This window comes from Lentzea sp. NPDC004789, assembly GCF_053601075.1.
Genome location: NZ_JBSGBE010000003.1, coordinates 533,513 through 546,889 on the forward strand (window position 1 = coordinate 533,513; position 13,377 = coordinate 546,889).

Annotated in this window: 14 protein-coding genes and 2 tRNA genes; 12 read left to right on the forward strand and 4 right to left on the reverse strand. The window is 68.4% G+C overall.

All coding sequences use genetic code 11. The features are described from left to right. The first annotated feature begins 61 nt into the window (after positions 1-61). From ACWEIJ_RS10250 to ACWEIJ_RS10260, 3 genes are all read left to right on the forward strand, one after another. Positions 62-2,008 carry an acetoacetate--CoA ligase gene (locus ACWEIJ_RS10250; protein WP_449836822.1) on the forward strand — a complete coding sequence of 649 codons (1,947 nt, stop codon included), beginning with the start codon at positions 62-64 and terminating at the stop codon, positions 2,006-2,008. Between the two features lie 155 nt (positions 2,009-2,163). Continuing rightward, positions 2,164-2,253: transfer RNA gene (locus ACWEIJ_RS10255), tRNA-Ser, on the forward strand. A 41-nt stretch (positions 2,254-2,294) separates the two neighbouring features. Then, positions 2,295-2,367 (forward strand) — tRNA-Arg (locus ACWEIJ_RS10260). A 122-nt stretch (positions 2,368-2,489) separates the two neighbouring features. Here the strand turns inward: ACWEIJ_RS10260 and ACWEIJ_RS10265 are convergent. Beyond that, positions 2,490-2,909, reverse strand: coding sequence for a hypothetical protein (locus ACWEIJ_RS10265; protein WP_449836823.1), 420 nt, complete (start codon positions 2,907-2,909; stop codon positions 2,490-2,492). Between the two features lie 41 nt (positions 2,910-2,950). Here ACWEIJ_RS10265 and ACWEIJ_RS10270 point away from each other — a divergent pair, with 41 nt between their 5' ends. The 4 genes from ACWEIJ_RS10270 to ACWEIJ_RS10285 all read left to right on the forward strand — a co-directional run bounded on the left by ACWEIJ_RS10270 (position 2,951) and on the right by ACWEIJ_RS10285 (position 5,264). Then, on the forward strand, positions 2,951-3,385 hold the full coding sequence (locus ACWEIJ_RS10270) for an N-acetyltransferase family protein (protein ID WP_449836824.1): 435 nt from the start codon (positions 2,951-2,953) through the stop codon (positions 3,383-3,385). A 46-nt stretch (positions 3,386-3,431) separates the two neighbouring features. Then, positions 3,432-3,908: a macro domain-containing protein gene (locus ACWEIJ_RS10275; RefSeq protein ID WP_449836825.1), complete on the forward strand. Its 477-nt coding sequence runs from the start codon at positions 3,432-3,434 to the stop codon at positions 3,906-3,908. 179 nt (positions 3,909-4,087) lie between these two features. Then, positions 4,088-4,915 carry an SDR family NAD(P)-dependent oxidoreductase gene (locus tag ACWEIJ_RS10280; protein ID WP_449836826.1) on the forward strand — a complete coding sequence of 276 codons (828 nt, stop codon included), beginning with the start codon at positions 4,088-4,090 and terminating at the stop codon, positions 4,913-4,915. A 22-nt stretch (positions 4,916-4,937) separates the two neighbouring features. Further along, positions 4,938-5,264 carry a hypothetical protein gene (locus ACWEIJ_RS10285; RefSeq protein ID WP_355446481.1) on the forward strand — a complete coding sequence of 109 codons (327 nt, stop codon included), beginning with the start codon at positions 4,938-4,940 and terminating at the stop codon, positions 5,262-5,264. Here ACWEIJ_RS10285 and ACWEIJ_RS10290 read toward each other — a convergent pair. Continuing rightward, a complete protein-coding gene (locus tag ACWEIJ_RS10290) occupies positions 5,248-6,066 on the reverse strand; it encodes a serine hydrolase domain-containing protein (RefSeq protein ID WP_449836827.1) in 819 nt (272 codons plus the stop codon). The genes ACWEIJ_RS10285 and ACWEIJ_RS10290 overlap by 17 nt on opposite strands. Before the next feature lie 23 nt (positions 6,067-6,089). Here ACWEIJ_RS10290 and ACWEIJ_RS10295 point away from each other — a divergent pair, with 23 nt between their 5' ends. Next, positions 6,090-7,001, forward strand: coding sequence for a ribonuclease Z (locus ACWEIJ_RS10295; RefSeq protein ID WP_449836828.1), 912 nt, complete (start codon positions 6,090-6,092; stop codon positions 6,999-7,001). Here ACWEIJ_RS10295 and ACWEIJ_RS10300 read toward each other — a convergent pair. After that, positions 6,946-7,794, reverse strand: a complete 849-nt coding sequence (locus tag ACWEIJ_RS10300) for an NAD-dependent epimerase/dehydratase family protein (RefSeq protein ID WP_449836876.1) — start codon at positions 7,792-7,794, stop codon at positions 6,946-6,948. The genes ACWEIJ_RS10295 and ACWEIJ_RS10300 overlap by 56 nt on opposite strands. Positions 7,795-7,869: 75 nt before the next feature. Between ACWEIJ_RS10300 and ACWEIJ_RS10305 the strand changes: the two genes are divergently transcribed. Both ACWEIJ_RS10305 and ACWEIJ_RS10310 read left to right on the forward strand, forming a co-directional pair. Further along, a complete protein-coding gene (locus ACWEIJ_RS10305) occupies positions 7,870-8,076 on the forward strand; it encodes a hypothetical protein (RefSeq protein ID WP_355446493.1) in 207 nt (68 codons plus the stop codon). A 318-nt stretch (positions 8,077-8,394) separates the two neighbouring features. Further along, on the forward strand, positions 8,395-9,690 hold the full coding sequence (locus ACWEIJ_RS10310) for a hypothetical protein (RefSeq protein ID WP_449836829.1): 1,296 nt from the start codon (positions 8,395-8,397) through the stop codon (positions 9,688-9,690). Positions 9,691-9,696: 6 nt separating this feature from the next. Here the strand turns inward: ACWEIJ_RS10310 and ACWEIJ_RS10315 are convergent, their stop codons facing one another. Continuing rightward, positions 9,697-10,461, reverse strand: a complete 765-nt coding sequence (locus tag ACWEIJ_RS10315; RefSeq protein ID WP_449836830.1) for a hypothetical protein — start codon at positions 10,459-10,461, stop codon at positions 9,697-9,699. 62 nt (positions 10,462-10,523) lie between these two features. On the opposite strand from ACWEIJ_RS10315, the gene ACWEIJ_RS10320 reads away from it, so the two are divergent. Together ACWEIJ_RS10320 and ACWEIJ_RS10325 are read left to right on the forward strand one after the other, a co-directional pair. Then, on the forward strand, positions 10,524-11,729 hold the full coding sequence (locus ACWEIJ_RS10320) for a DNA cytosine methyltransferase (RefSeq protein WP_449836831.1): 1,206 nt from the start codon (positions 10,524-10,526) through the stop codon (positions 11,727-11,729). A gap of 306 nt (positions 11,730-12,035) precedes the next feature. After that, positions 12,036-13,265 carry a thioester domain-containing protein gene (locus tag ACWEIJ_RS10325; RefSeq protein WP_449836832.1) on the forward strand — a complete coding sequence of 410 codons (1,230 nt, stop codon included), beginning with the start codon at positions 12,036-12,038 and terminating at the stop codon, positions 13,263-13,265. The last annotated feature ends 112 nt before the right edge of the window (positions 13,266-13,377 follow it).

The following is a 13,377-nucleotide window of genomic DNA, read 5'->3' on the forward strand; positions in this document are numbered from 1 at the left end:
TGGACGTCGTGTCCGCCAATCACACATGGACGTGCGGTTCCGCCTCAACTAGACATGGGGCATGACCGACACCGACGCCGAACTGCTGTGGCGCCCCGACCCCACGAGGGACAACGGGATGACCGCCTTCCGGTCATGGCTCCGCTCGGAGCGTGACCGCGACTTCCCCGACTACGAGTCGCTGTGGGAGTGGTCCGTCTCAGACCTGGAGGGGTTCTGGGGCGCCATCGCCTCGTACTTCGACGTCAGGTTCCACACCCCCTTCGACCGGGTGCTGGGCTCGGCGGAGATGCCGGGCGCCCAGTGGTTCCCGGGTTCGACGCTGAACTACGCCGAGCACGCGCTGCGCCGCGGCGCCGACGACGACCTCGCCGTGATCTTCCACCGCGAGGACGGCGCCGCCTCGACCCTGACGTTCGGCGCCCTGCGCTCCCGGGTGGCCGCTTTCCGGGCCGCATTGGCCTCTCTGGGCGTCACCGCCGGCGACCGGGTGGTAGCCCTCGTCCCGAACGCCCCGGAGGCCCTGATCGCCTTCCTGGCGGCCGCCTCGCTGGGCGCCACGTGGTCGTCCTGCTCCCCGGACTTCGGCGCCCGCGCGGTCGCCGACCGCTTCACCCAGATCTCGCCGGTCGTGTTCGTCGCCGTCTCCGGCTACGTCTACAACGGACGGTCCTTCGACTGCCGCCCGGTCGTCGAGGAGATCCGCTCGCAGATCCCGTCGCTGCGCGCCACGATCCTGATCGACTACCTGGACAACGGCGCCACGCTGCCGGACACCCACTCCTTCACCGAACTGGTCGGCTCCTTCGCCGGCGCCGCGCTGGAGTTCACGCCGGTGCCGTTCGACCACCCGCTGTGGGTGCTCTACTCGTCCGGCACCACGGGCCTGCCCAAGGGCATCGTGCAGGGCCACGGCGGCATCGTCCTGGAGCACCTGAAGATGCTCGCCCTGCACAGCGACCTCGGCCCCGGCGACCGCTTCTTCTGGTTCACCACCACCGGCTGGATGATGTGGAACTTCCTGGTCGGCGGCCTGCTGGTCGGCACCACGATCGTCCTGTACGACGGCAGCCCGGCCTACCCGTCGCTGGACACGTTGTGGCACTTGGCAGAACAGCACCGCGTCACCTACTTCGGCACCTCGGCCCCGTACGTCCAGTCGTGCCTGAAGGAGGGCCTCACCCCGTCCACCCGCTACGACCTGACGGGCCTGCGCGTGGTCGGCTCGACCGGCGCCCCCCTGACCCCGGAAGGCTTCCGCTGGATCGCCGAGGCCGTCGGCAAGGACGTCCAGATCGCCTCGGTCTCCGGCGGCACCGACCTGTGCACGGCCTTCGTCGCCGCCTCCCCGGACCGCCCGGTCTGGCTCGGCGAGCTCTCCTGTCGAGCCCTGGGCGCGTCCGTCCTCGCGTTCGACGAGGAGGGCAACGCCCTGGACGACGCCGTCGGCGAGCTCGTGATCACCAAGCCCATGCCGTCCATGCCGGTCTTCTTCTGGGGCGACGCGGACGGCTCCCGCCTGCGCGACGCGTACTTCGACACCTATCCCGGAATCTGGCGCCACGGCGACTGGATCCGCATCACCCCGCGAGGCTCGGCCGTGATCTACGGCCGCTCCGACTCGACCCTGAACCGGGGCGGCGTCCGCATGGGCACCTCGGAGTTCTACCGCGTGGTCGAGTCCATCCCGGGCGTCGTCGACTCACTGGTGATCGACACCTCCGGCGTCACCGAGGGCGAACTGCTCTGCTTCGTGGTCCTCGACGGCGTCTCGTTGGCGGACGTGGAACCGTTGCTGCGAAAGGAGCTGCGCTCCTCCCTGTCCCCGCGCCACGTCCCGAACCGCTTCGTTGCCGTCGCCGAGATCCCCAGAACGCTGAACGGCAAGAAGTGCGAGGTCCCGGTGAAGAAGATCCTCGCCGGCGCCGACCCGGAGAAGGCCGTCAGCCGCGGCGCGCTCCGCAATCCCGAGTCCCTCCAACCGTTCCTGGAACTCGCCTCGGGATGATCTAGATCACTCCGTCTCGCGCGAACAGGCGTTTAACGCCCCTCTCAAGCCCTCTGCACGTGCTCTGACCAGCACGTTTCGGGGTTAGAGGGGGGCGTTTTGCAACTCGGTCGCGGACCTGTGTAACCTATGCGTCGTGGCCAAGGATGGTCCCGGGAGGCTTCGCCTAGTCTGGTCTATGGCGCCGCACTGCTAATGCGGTTTGGGGTAACCCCCCATCCCGGGTTCAAATCCCGGAGCCTCCGCAAGGCCGAGCCTCTAGGGGATCGGTTATAATTGAAGACCTGCGCTCGTAGCTCAACGGATAGAGCATCTGACTACGGATCAGAAGGTTACAGGTTCGAATCCTGTCGAGCGCGCTCGATCGTCGGAGCCCCTTGTTTGCGGAATGCGCAAACAAGGGGCTCTCTCGTTGTCTTCTGGGGCCGAGCCCCCAGACCCCAGCCGGGGGCTTCGCGCCTACATGACCCACCTATTGCGTTCAGCAGGTGTCGCCGGGGGCGTTGCCGATTTGGATGAGTGTGCCGTTGACCGGTCCGGTGACCACGTTGGTGATGTAGAGGGCGGGAGGTGTGGAGTCCGGCGGCGCCGCGGCTTCGTCGGTGATCGTCTGCAGCGTGGCGACGAGGTCGTGGAGCAGTTCTGCCCACTCGCGGTCGACCTCGGTGGCCGTGGTCAGGGCGGAAACGAGCTTTTTCCTGGTGCGCGGGCGCAGTTCCGTCGTCTGGCTGACCTCGGCCCGCACGCGAGAGATCAGTGAGTCGTCGAGCTTCTCGGTCACGGCGCGGGCGAGCTCTTCCAGGCGCCGGTCGATCTCCTGGTTCCGGGACCGCTCCGAGTCGCGGATGATCCACGTGATGAGGAATCCGGCCACGGTGTTCACGTCGTCCAGGTTGATCACCGCCTTCCTCAGCGTTCGAGCGTAGCGTGCAGGATGGCTTCATGGTGGAGATCGACTTCTTGGCCGAGGCCGACCGTGACAGCTGGGAACCGCTGATCCGCGGCAAGGACGCCCACTTCGGGACCGAGCGCACCGACGAGGACTACGAGCGCACCTGGCGGCGCCTGCTCGGCGGGGAGACGCGCGGAATCGGAGCGTGGCTCGACGGCAGGATGGTCGGCGTCGCCCACTACGTGTTCCACGCGAGCGTCTGGGGTGTCTCCGGGCGTTGCTACCTGGCCGACCTGTTCGTCGACCCCGCGGTGCGGCGCCGAGGCGTTGCCACGGCCATGATCAGGTGGGTGGCGCGGGACGCCGAGGAGCACGGTTTTCGCGGCCTCTACTGGAACACGCTGGAGGACGCCGAGGCCCGCTCGCTCTACGACAAGCTGGGCACGTACTTCCCGGGCTTCGTCCACTACAGCTACCGGCGCTGACGATAACGCGTCGACAGGTGAACCGTCGCAGAGGCAGCATCGCCGCATGCGCACGCTGCGGGTGATCAAGGGGGACGCGACGAGCCTCCAGGCCAAAGGGCCGAAGATCATCGCGCACGTCTGCAACGACCTGGGCGGGTGGGGCAAGGGGTTCGTGCTGGCCCTGTCGAAGCGGTGGCCGGAGCCGGAACGGGCCTACCGCGAATGGCATCGGGGGCGCGCGGGCAACGACTTCGGGCTCGGCGCGACGCAGCTGGTTCAGGTCAAGCCCGACATCTGGGTCGCGAACATGGTCGGGCAGCGCGGCACTCGCACGGGCAGCAACGGACCGCCGGTCCGGTACGAGGCGATCGAGCGGTGTCTGGTGGCGCTGGCCGGGCACGCCAAGCGTCTGGGTGCGAGCGTGCACATGCCGCGCATCGGTTGCGGGCTGGCCGGCGGGCGGTGGGAGCGGGTCGAGCCGATCATCGCGGAGACTCTCCTGAAGCAGGATGTCGACACCGTCGTGTACGACTTCGATTAGCGCACCTTCTACTGAGGACGAACCCGCGCAGCAATCGATTCCACAGTGGTTGATCTGCGGAAACCGGTTGAGAAATCCGGCTGACCGGTCGTCGTTCCAAGTACGCCGTTCGGCGCGGACAGCGGCCACTCGCCGACCTGACTGACCGCTCAGTGAGCACGTTTGGCCACACTCGAAGTATGGCGATTCTGGCGGGCAAGGCCGTGGTGGTCACCGGTGCCGGGCAGGGTTTGGGGCGGGCGTTCGCCACCCACGCGGCCAACAGCGGGGCCGCTGTGGTGATCAACGACGTGGACGAGCCCCTTGCCAGGCAGGTTGCGGAGCTGATCACCCTCAAGGGCGGGCGGGCGGTCGTCAGTGCCGGCAGCGTCACGGATCCCGAGCAGGCGCAGGCCGCGGTGGACACCTGCACGGCCGCGTTCGGGCGGATCGACGGGCTCGTCAACAACGCCGGCATCCGCTACCAGGCCGTGATCGGCCAGGACGATCCCGCGAAGATGCGTCAGCTCATCGAGGTCAACGTGCTGGGCACGCTCTACTGCACCAACGCGGCCGTGCAGAGCATGCGGCGGGGCTCGATCGTCAACCTCGGCTCGGTCGCCATGGCCGGGCAGCCGACGGCGCTGGCCTACAGCGCGTCCCAGGGTGCCGTCGCGAGCATCACGGCCGGTGCGGCGAACGAGCTGCAAGACAAGGGGATCCGGGTCAACGCCGTGTGCCCGGTCGCCTGGACGCGGATGGCGGCGGCGGACAGCCAGGCCGTCCCCGGTGGGCCGCCCGAAACGATCGCGCCGTTGGTCACGTACCTGCTCAGCGACCGGGCGGCGAAGGTCACCGGGCAGCTGATCCGGTTCGCCAACGGGCGGTTGCACGTCATGGGGCAGACGAGCCCGAAGGAGCCGGTGATCGAGCAGGCGGAGTGGGACGTCGAGTCGATCGCGGAGGCCTTCGAACGGCAGCTCGTCCCCGAGGACCCCGCATGGGTGCGCTGGGGTGTCGCGCGGTGACCCGACAGGGCAGAGTTGGCGTGTGGACCAGCGGGAGATCATGCAGCGGGCGCTCGGCGTCCTGACGCTCACCTACGACGCCGACGAGTCGGGCGACTACCTGCGCACGGCCCTCAAGTCGTTGCAGGAGGGCGTGTTCAGCTACGAGGTCAAGGTCGACGGGGACCTGAACGAGGCCGGCGCCCAGGCGCTCAAGCAGGCCATGGACCAGGTGCTCGGGCAGTTCGGCTGGTTCACCGCGGGACTGCTCTACGCCTTCCACGGCGTCGCGCAGGCGTACGAGAACGACTGCGAGGACGCCGACGTGAAGGAGGTGCTCCGGCAGCTCGCGCTCAGGCTCGCTGACTGAGCTCCGCGCGGACGCCGTCGGAGAACGGCGTCCACGCCTCGACCGCCCACGGGCCGAAACGCAGGTCCGTCAACGCCACGCAGGCCGCGGAAATGTCCGGGTCGACCCAGAGGAAAGTGCCGGACTGGCCGAAGTGCCCGAACGTCCGCGGCGAGAAGGAAAGCCCGGTCCAGTGCGGTGACTTGCCGTCCCGGATTTCGAAGCCGAGACCCCAGTCGTTCGGCTTCTGCATGCCGTAACCAGGCAGGACGCCGTTCAGTCCGGGAAAGACGACCGAGGTCGCCTCGCGCACAAGCTCCGACGAGACCAGCTTCGGCGACAGCAGCTCGGCCGCGAACAAAGCCAAATCGGCGGCACACGACTCGGCGCCCGCGCCGGCCGAACCGACCAGGGCCGAGGAATTCATCCCCAACGGCGCGAAGACGGCCTCGTGCAGATAAGTCGCGAACGGCATCTCGCAGGCGTCCGAAACGAAATCGGCCAGCACGTCGAAGCCCGCGTTCGAGTAGATGCGGCGGGTGCCCGGCGCGGCCTGCACCTCGGGCTTGTCGAACGCGTACCCGGCCGTGTGCGCGATCAGGTGCCGCACGGTCGCGCCGGGAGGACCGGCCGGCTGGTCCCACTCGACCGCGCCCTCCTCGACGGCCACCAGCACCGCGTAGGCCGTGAGCAGCTTCGTGACCGACGCGAGCGGGAACACGCGCTGCTGATCGCCCAACGAGCCCACGACGGCACCGCCGGACACCACGGCCACCGCGACGTTCGAGGCGGGCCACGACGCCGCCACTTCCACGCTCTGCATGGGACAGACGTTAACGTCAGGGGGTGACAGTCCGGGAACTGATCGTCCTGGGAACGGCCAGCCAGGTTCCCACGCGCCAGCGCAACCACAACGGCTATCTGCTGAGGTGGGACGGCGAGGGCTTCCTCTTCGACCCCGGTGACGGCTCCCAGCGGCAGCTGCTGCGCTCGGGCGCGGCTGCGAGCGACATCACCCGGATCTGCCTCACGCACTTCCACGGCGACCACTGCCTGGGCGTGCCCGGCATCGTGCAACGGCTCAGCCTCGACCGGGTCCCGCACACCGTCCACGCCCACTACCCGCGCAGCGGCGCCCATTTCTTCGAACGCCTCCGCTACGCCAGCGCCTTCTACGACGCCGCGGACATCGCGGAAGTGCCGGTCGACGGCGACGGCGAGATCGCGAACGGCAAGTTCGGCTCGCTGCAGGCTTACCGGCTCGACCACGGCATCGACAGCTTCGGCTACCGGCTGGTCGAGCCCGACGGCCACCGCATGCTCCCCGAGAAGCTCAGAGAGCACGGCATCGGGGGCCCGCAGGTCCGCGTGCTCCAGCAGCAGGGCGAGCTCGGCGGCGTCAAGCTCGAAGACGTCAGCGAACCCCGCAGGGGCCAGAAGTTCGCGTTCGTCATGGACACCCGCCTGTGCGACAACGTCTACGAGCTCGCCGACCAGGCGGACCTGCTGGTGATCGAGTCGACCTACCTCGCCCGCGACGCGAAGCTGGCGGGCGACCACGGCCACCTCACCGCCCAGCAGGCGGCCCGCGTCGCGAGGGAGACGGGCGTCCGCAAGCTGGTGCTGACCCACTTCTCCCAGCGCTACGAGGATCCCGCCGAGTTCCACGCCGAGGCGGCGCGGGAGTTCGACGGCGAGATCGTCATCGCGAAGGACCTCGACCGGGTACCGGTGCCGAAGCGAGCCACTGGTCCTTGACGATGTCGGTGAGCGCCGAGTGCGAGGGCCGCCAGCCCAGCGCTCGCAGTCGTGCCACGTCCGCCCGCTGCACGCGCACCTCGCCGGGATGCGCCGGCCGCCACGTCACGTCCACCTCCCGTCCGCTCACCTCGGCGACGGCGGCGAGCACGTCCCGGATGGACGCCGGCGTGGCGCCGACGTTGTAGACCGAGGACTCGCCGACCGAACAGGCCTCCAGAGCGATCACGAACGCCGAAGCGACGTCCCGCACGTGCACGAAGTCGCGCACGGCCGTTCCGTCGCCGTAGACCTCCATGCCGGCCACGGTCCCGGCGGCCGCGGCCACGGCACGCGTGATCACCCGAGTGGTGTCGGTGTCACCACCTCCAGCGACGTTGAACAAACGCAGCGTGGTCGCCCCGATGCGTCCGGACCGTGCCGCCCACGCCACGAGGTCCTCGGCGGCGGCCTTGGTGGCGGCGTACGGCGAGGAGGGTTCCCGGACCGAGTCCTCGATCAGCGGTGCATCGGACGGCCGGTACACCCCGGCAGTCGACGCGAGGAGGAATCGCTGTCCCTCCAACGCTTTCAGCAGATTCAGTGTCCCGCCCACGTTCACCGCGTAGTACTGGAGCGGGTCTTCGAACGACTCCCGGACGCGGGCGGCACCGGCCAGGTGGATGACCGCGTCGGCGTCGATCGGCCCGAACGGCTCGGAGAGGCGCTGGCGCGACAAAATCGGTTCATGTCCGTGAACCTGCAGCTCGCGCACCACAGCACGGCCGACGTACCCAGTGGCGCCGGTCACCATAACTCGCACAAGTTGACCCTAAAGGTCGACCCTCACTGCGCCGATAACACACGAGTGAGTTACCCCCATCGCGCTGTGCACACGAGCATCGCCGGACTCCTGCACGACGTAGCCGTGCACGAGTTCAAGCGGCAGGAGTTCCTGCGCAACGTGGCCGAGATCGTGGGAGCCGCACCCACGCCCGGTCCAGCAGAGCTCACCGCACCGCTGCCCGCGATCAACCCCAAGCGCAGCTTCCTCAACCGCGTTGACCAGGTCCTTCGGGACGCGGCACGCGCCTAGGGCGCACATAGATCATCGACTGATCCACTTGTCGAAGGGCCTGTTCGGACAGGCCCGTCGCAAGATTCATCCGGCCGTTGCCGGACCGTGCTTCGACACACATACCGGGTGGCTCTACGCTACGCGTCACCCGGCGATCGCCGGTCGCATCCTTCTGCTTCTTCTCAAAGCGGGTTCTCGGCGATGGATCATGTCTTCGCAGCGCTCAACGAGCGCTTGGGCAGGTTGTTCGGTGACCGGTTGGTCGTGCTGGCCGGTGGCACGCGTCTGGCGAAACGTGCGCATGAGCTTCATGCGCTCGGTGCTCGCCATACGCTCGTGCTGGATACCGACGACCATGCCCCGCTGCATGATTCGGAGATCGCCCGCTGGGTGTCGCTGGGCATCAAGGGCGGCTTCGTCGCGGTGGAGCAGCGTCGCCTGGGCAAGCTGCTGACCAAGCCCTCGGCGCAGGTCCGCAAGATCCTCGGGGAGTTCGACCCCGCGGCCGAGGCCCTCGTGATCAGCACGCCGTACAACGAGATCGGCACCTTCCAGGGCCGTCCCGTGCTCAACGCGCGTGAGCACAAGTGGGCCGAGCTGGAGAACAAGACCACCATCGACGCGCTGTGGGACGAGCTGTCCGCTCGCCGCGCGCCCGCGATGGTGTTCGACCTCGACTTCGAACGCCTCTGGGGCGCCTCGGAGATCCTCGACCGCGGCGCCGGCGTCGTCTGGTCGGGTGACGGCCCCGCGATCAACGGTGGTGCCAACTTCGTGCGCCGCGTGCGGTCGTACGAGGAGGCCAAGGAGGCCTTCGACGTGCTCGCGCCCAAGTGCGAGCAGGTGCGCGTCATGCCGTTCCTGGAAGGCATTCCGGTGAGCGTGCACGGCATCGTGTTCCCCGACGGCACCGCGGTGCTGCGTCCGATCGAGATGGTCGTGCCGCGCCGCCAGGGCCAGGCCAAGTTCCTCTACGCGGGCTGCGCGTCGTACTACGACCCGCCCGTGTGGATCCGCGACGAGATGCGCAACCTGGCCCGCCGGGTCGGCGAGCACCTGCGCGAGACCGTCGGTTACCGCGGCACGTTCACGCTGGACGGCATCGCGACCGAGGACGGCTTCCTGCCGACCGAGATCAACACCCGCTACGGCGGCGCGATGGTGTGCTTCGAGGACGCCGTTCCGTCGCTGCCGCTCGCGCTCGTGCAGGTCGCCCTGGTCGCAGGCTGGGACCTCGGCATCTCCTCCATGCAGTTCGAGGAGCTCGTCCTGCAGGCGGCGGACAACCTGCGTTCGGGTGCGGTGGGCGCCAACGTCCGTGCCGTGCAACCGACCCAGGTCGACGAGCGCCGGGTGATCTTCACCGGCTGGGCGTGCCGGCTGGCGCACCCCGACGAGCCCGCGCACGCGACGCTGCGGCTGAGCCCGTCGCCGATCGGCGGCCGCCTGGACCTCGACCTGCACCGCGAGAACATGCCCGTCGGGGCGCCCGTGGCCGCGCTGACGGTCGCCGCGTTCGCGCTGGCGGACCAGGAGTGGGGGACGGGCCTCGGCGCCCTGGAACCCGCGATCGCGGTCGAGGACGAGGCCCAGGTCGAGCAGCCGATCATCGAAGAGGCCGTGATCGCCTGAGAGGTCCTACCAGGCGCCCTCGTCGCCGTACGCGGAGATGAGGGCGAACCGGTAGCCCATCAGGGCCGCGGCGACCTCGCGGGGCTGGTGCGCCGGACGCACCAGCCCTTCGCCGAGCACCTTCGGCCGCGGCAGGTCCACGCCCAGTAATTCCGGCGACTGCTTGAGCAGCGCCACGGCGATCTCGGCGGCGTCGGCGAGCATCTCCTCGCCGGGCAGGTCGGTCATGTCCTGGATCAGCCCGACGACGAACGACGGCAGCTTCTCCGGCACGGCACAGGCCAGCGCGACGAGGCACGCCACCCGTTCCGACGCGAGCGCCTCGAAGATCTTCGCCGCGCCCTGGGCCACGGCGTGCCTGGTCTGCGTCAGCCAATCGGGTGCCGTGCGGGGGAGTTCGCGGCCGAGCGCGTTCCACCGGCGGTGCGTGCGCCGGCCGTCCTCGGTGAACCCCTTGCCCGCCAACGCCATGGCGGCCAGCAGGAAGATCACCCGGTCGCGCACGTCGCCCGCGACCTTGTACGACGCCCCCAGCTCCACCAGGAACGGCACGGCGCAGAACGAGGCCTCGGAGACCGTGTCGTCGGTCAGCAGCCGGTCCGCCAACGAGCTGAGCGCGTCCAGCCGCACGTCGGCGCAGGGGTCCATGAGCGAGCGGAGCAGACGCGGCACGCGACCGGCGCCACCCCGGCCGTCGTAGACCTCGACCCAGGAAATCCTGTCGAGTCCACGCAACGGATCAGGCCGTTGCCACGCACGCGGCAGCTCCATAGAGCGGAAAGGTACGGGATGTCACGGAAGGCTCCTCGGAGCCTCGCCCGTACGATCTCGTGGTGTCCTTTTCGGTGGCCGACATCTTCTCGGGTGCGGGCGGCATGAGCTTCGGCTTCCACGCCCACCGCGACTTCCGGGTCGTCGGTGCCGCCGACGCGCAGATCGGCAAGCCGTCATCCCGCCTGGGTTCGTTGCGCTGCAACGACACGTACCGCGCGAACATCGGCGTCGACCCGCTGGAGGTCGACCTCTCGAAGGTGTCGCCGGCGGCGTTGCGCGAGGTCTGGGGCCTGCGCCGCGGTGAACTGGACGTGCTGCTGGCCTGCCCGCCGTGCTCGGGTTTCAGCCGCATCACCGCCCAGAACCACCTGCGCGACGACCCTCGCAACTCTCTCGTGGGCCGCATCGCCGTCTACGCGCAGGAGTTGCGCCCGAAGGTCGTGCTGGTCGAGAACGCCCGCGAGCTCGTGAAGGGCAAGCAGCGCCACCACTTCGACAGCCTCGCCGAGGAACTCACCCGAATCGGTTACGCGGTCGCGGGCGGCACGCACATGCTGTCCAAGTTCGGCCTGCCGCAGCTGCGCGAGCGCACGCTGATGGTCGCGGTCGACGAGGGCCTGCCGTTGCTCACCATGGAAGACCTGTGGGAGGGCCGGGTCGTCCGCCCGTCCGCGATCACGGTCCGGCGCGCGATCGGCAAGCTGCCGCGGATCGAGGCGGGTCTGGCCGATCCGGAAGACCCCATTCACGTGTCGCCGACGTTTTCTCAGGACCGCAGCCTGGAACGAATGCGTGCAATTCCCGCGAACGGCGGTTCGTGGGCGGATCTGCTCCGGTCGCCGGAGACCGCTGAGTTGCTGAACCCGGCCCAGCGCAAGATCGTCGAACAGCAGAACTGGGGTTCGCACCCGGACGTCTACGGCCGCATGTGGTGGGACGAACCGGCGCGGACGATCAAGCGCGAATGCGGCCACGTCGGCAACGGGCGTTATGCCCACCCCGAGCAGCACCGCCTGTGCACGGTCCGGGAGATGGCGCTGCTGCAGGGCTTTCCGCGGCAGTTCCGGTTCGACGTGTCGATTCTCGGCAACGCCTACCGGCACGTCGGCGACGCCGTTCCGCCGCTCATCGCCTACCAGCTGGCCGGGCTCACCCGGTGGATTCTCACCGGCCGCCGCCCGGAGCCCCGCGAGATGTGTCTGCGCGGCACTTCACTGCGTCCCGGCGACATTCGACCGGTGGAAGTTACCGAATTGGTGGCATGAGGCCTGAACCGCTGCCGCAGATCAGCCGTAGCAAACGCCTCAATTGATAACTGTTCGGCAACGAATCTAACGTCACCTGACAAATCTTATGCATCGCGGGCCTATCCACTGTGGACACCGTGAGTAGCTTTTCGCTGGTCACGACCGGTTTGTAGTGGCCCTCATACCTCACCCCATCGGGTGTCGCTCGATCGGCTAGTGTCGCCGTCGCTTCCTGTCGGTTCAGTGTCGATCACCGCACATCGACCGTTCTGACGGGCCACTACTTCCCCGCGTTCGGGCTAACTTCAGCGAGCAAGGAGACCCATGGCTTCCCGGTTGAGGATCGGCGCGGCGCTGCTGGGCGCCACCGCCCTTATGTCCATGTCGACGCTGGCGGCGTCCGCCGACGTGGTCGTCAAGCCCGTCGAGCCGGACCCCTACAAGAAGTTCGGGTACTCGGTCACCATCGACAAGAAGACCCTGCCGCAGGGTGCGCGTGACGAGAAGGAGTACGGCACCAAGCTCATCCCGCTCAAGCTGCAGGAGGACGGCAAGGACAGCCTGGTCTTCTCGTACTGCGTCGAGCTGCCGACCGACCTGGACAAGAACAAGGGTCTCAAGGAAGTCGACTGGGACAAGCACCCCAACCCGAACACCAAGTTCAAGGAGAACGCGGGCAAGGTCCTCTGGATCCTGACCAACTCCTTCCCGTCGAAGAGCACGAACGAGCTCGACAAGCTGTACGACGGTGACTACGACTCGGAAGAGGCGATCGCCGCCACGCAGGCCGCGATCTGGCACTTCAGCGACGGCATCGAGATCACCGGCGCGACGTCCGGCCACAAGGAAGCGGACGCCGACGTCGTCAAGCTCTACAAGAAGCTGATCGAGCAGGCTCAGGACCTCAAGACGCAGCCCAAGCCGACGCTGGAGATCGAGCCGACCTCCCAGTCCGGCAAGTCCGGCCAGAAGATCGGCCCGTTCAAGGTCACCACGTCCGCGAACGAGCTGAAGCTGACCGCGGAGCTCCCTGACGGCGTGGCCATCACCGACGCCGACGGCAAGCCGCTCAACGTCGAGAAGAAGGGCGGCAAGTCCGAGCTGACCGCCAAGGCCGAGGGCGACAAGGTCTCCGAGTTCTTCGTCAACGTGCCGGAAGGCGCCCCCAAGGGCGAGGCGAAGATGAACGTCTCCGCCGAGGCCACGCTGCACGCCGGCCGCCTGTTCGTCGCCATGGACTCCAGCTACCGCACGCAGTCGCTGGTCATCGCGCAGGACTCGAAGGTCAAGGTCGCCAAGGACGCCAAGGCCGACTGGGTCGTCGGTGAGAAGCAGACCACGACGACCACCACGACCACGACCACGACGACCACCACGGCGCCGACCACCACCACGACGACCAACAACCCGGCTCCGGGTGGCAGCACCGACGACAACCTGGCTTACACCGGTGCGTCGATCCTGTGGCCGCTCGTCGGCGGTCTGGCGCTCGTCGGTGCCGGTATCGGTGCCCTGTTCTTCGTGCGCCGCAAGAAGGCCGGTGCTGCTGAGTAATCAGCACCTCTGAGACGAACGCCCCCAGGACCCGCGCCGGTCCTGGGGGCGTTTGCCGTTCGGCACGCGGGGCCCTCTCGTACTCCAGGAGAGTACGAAAGCTCCCCGCGTG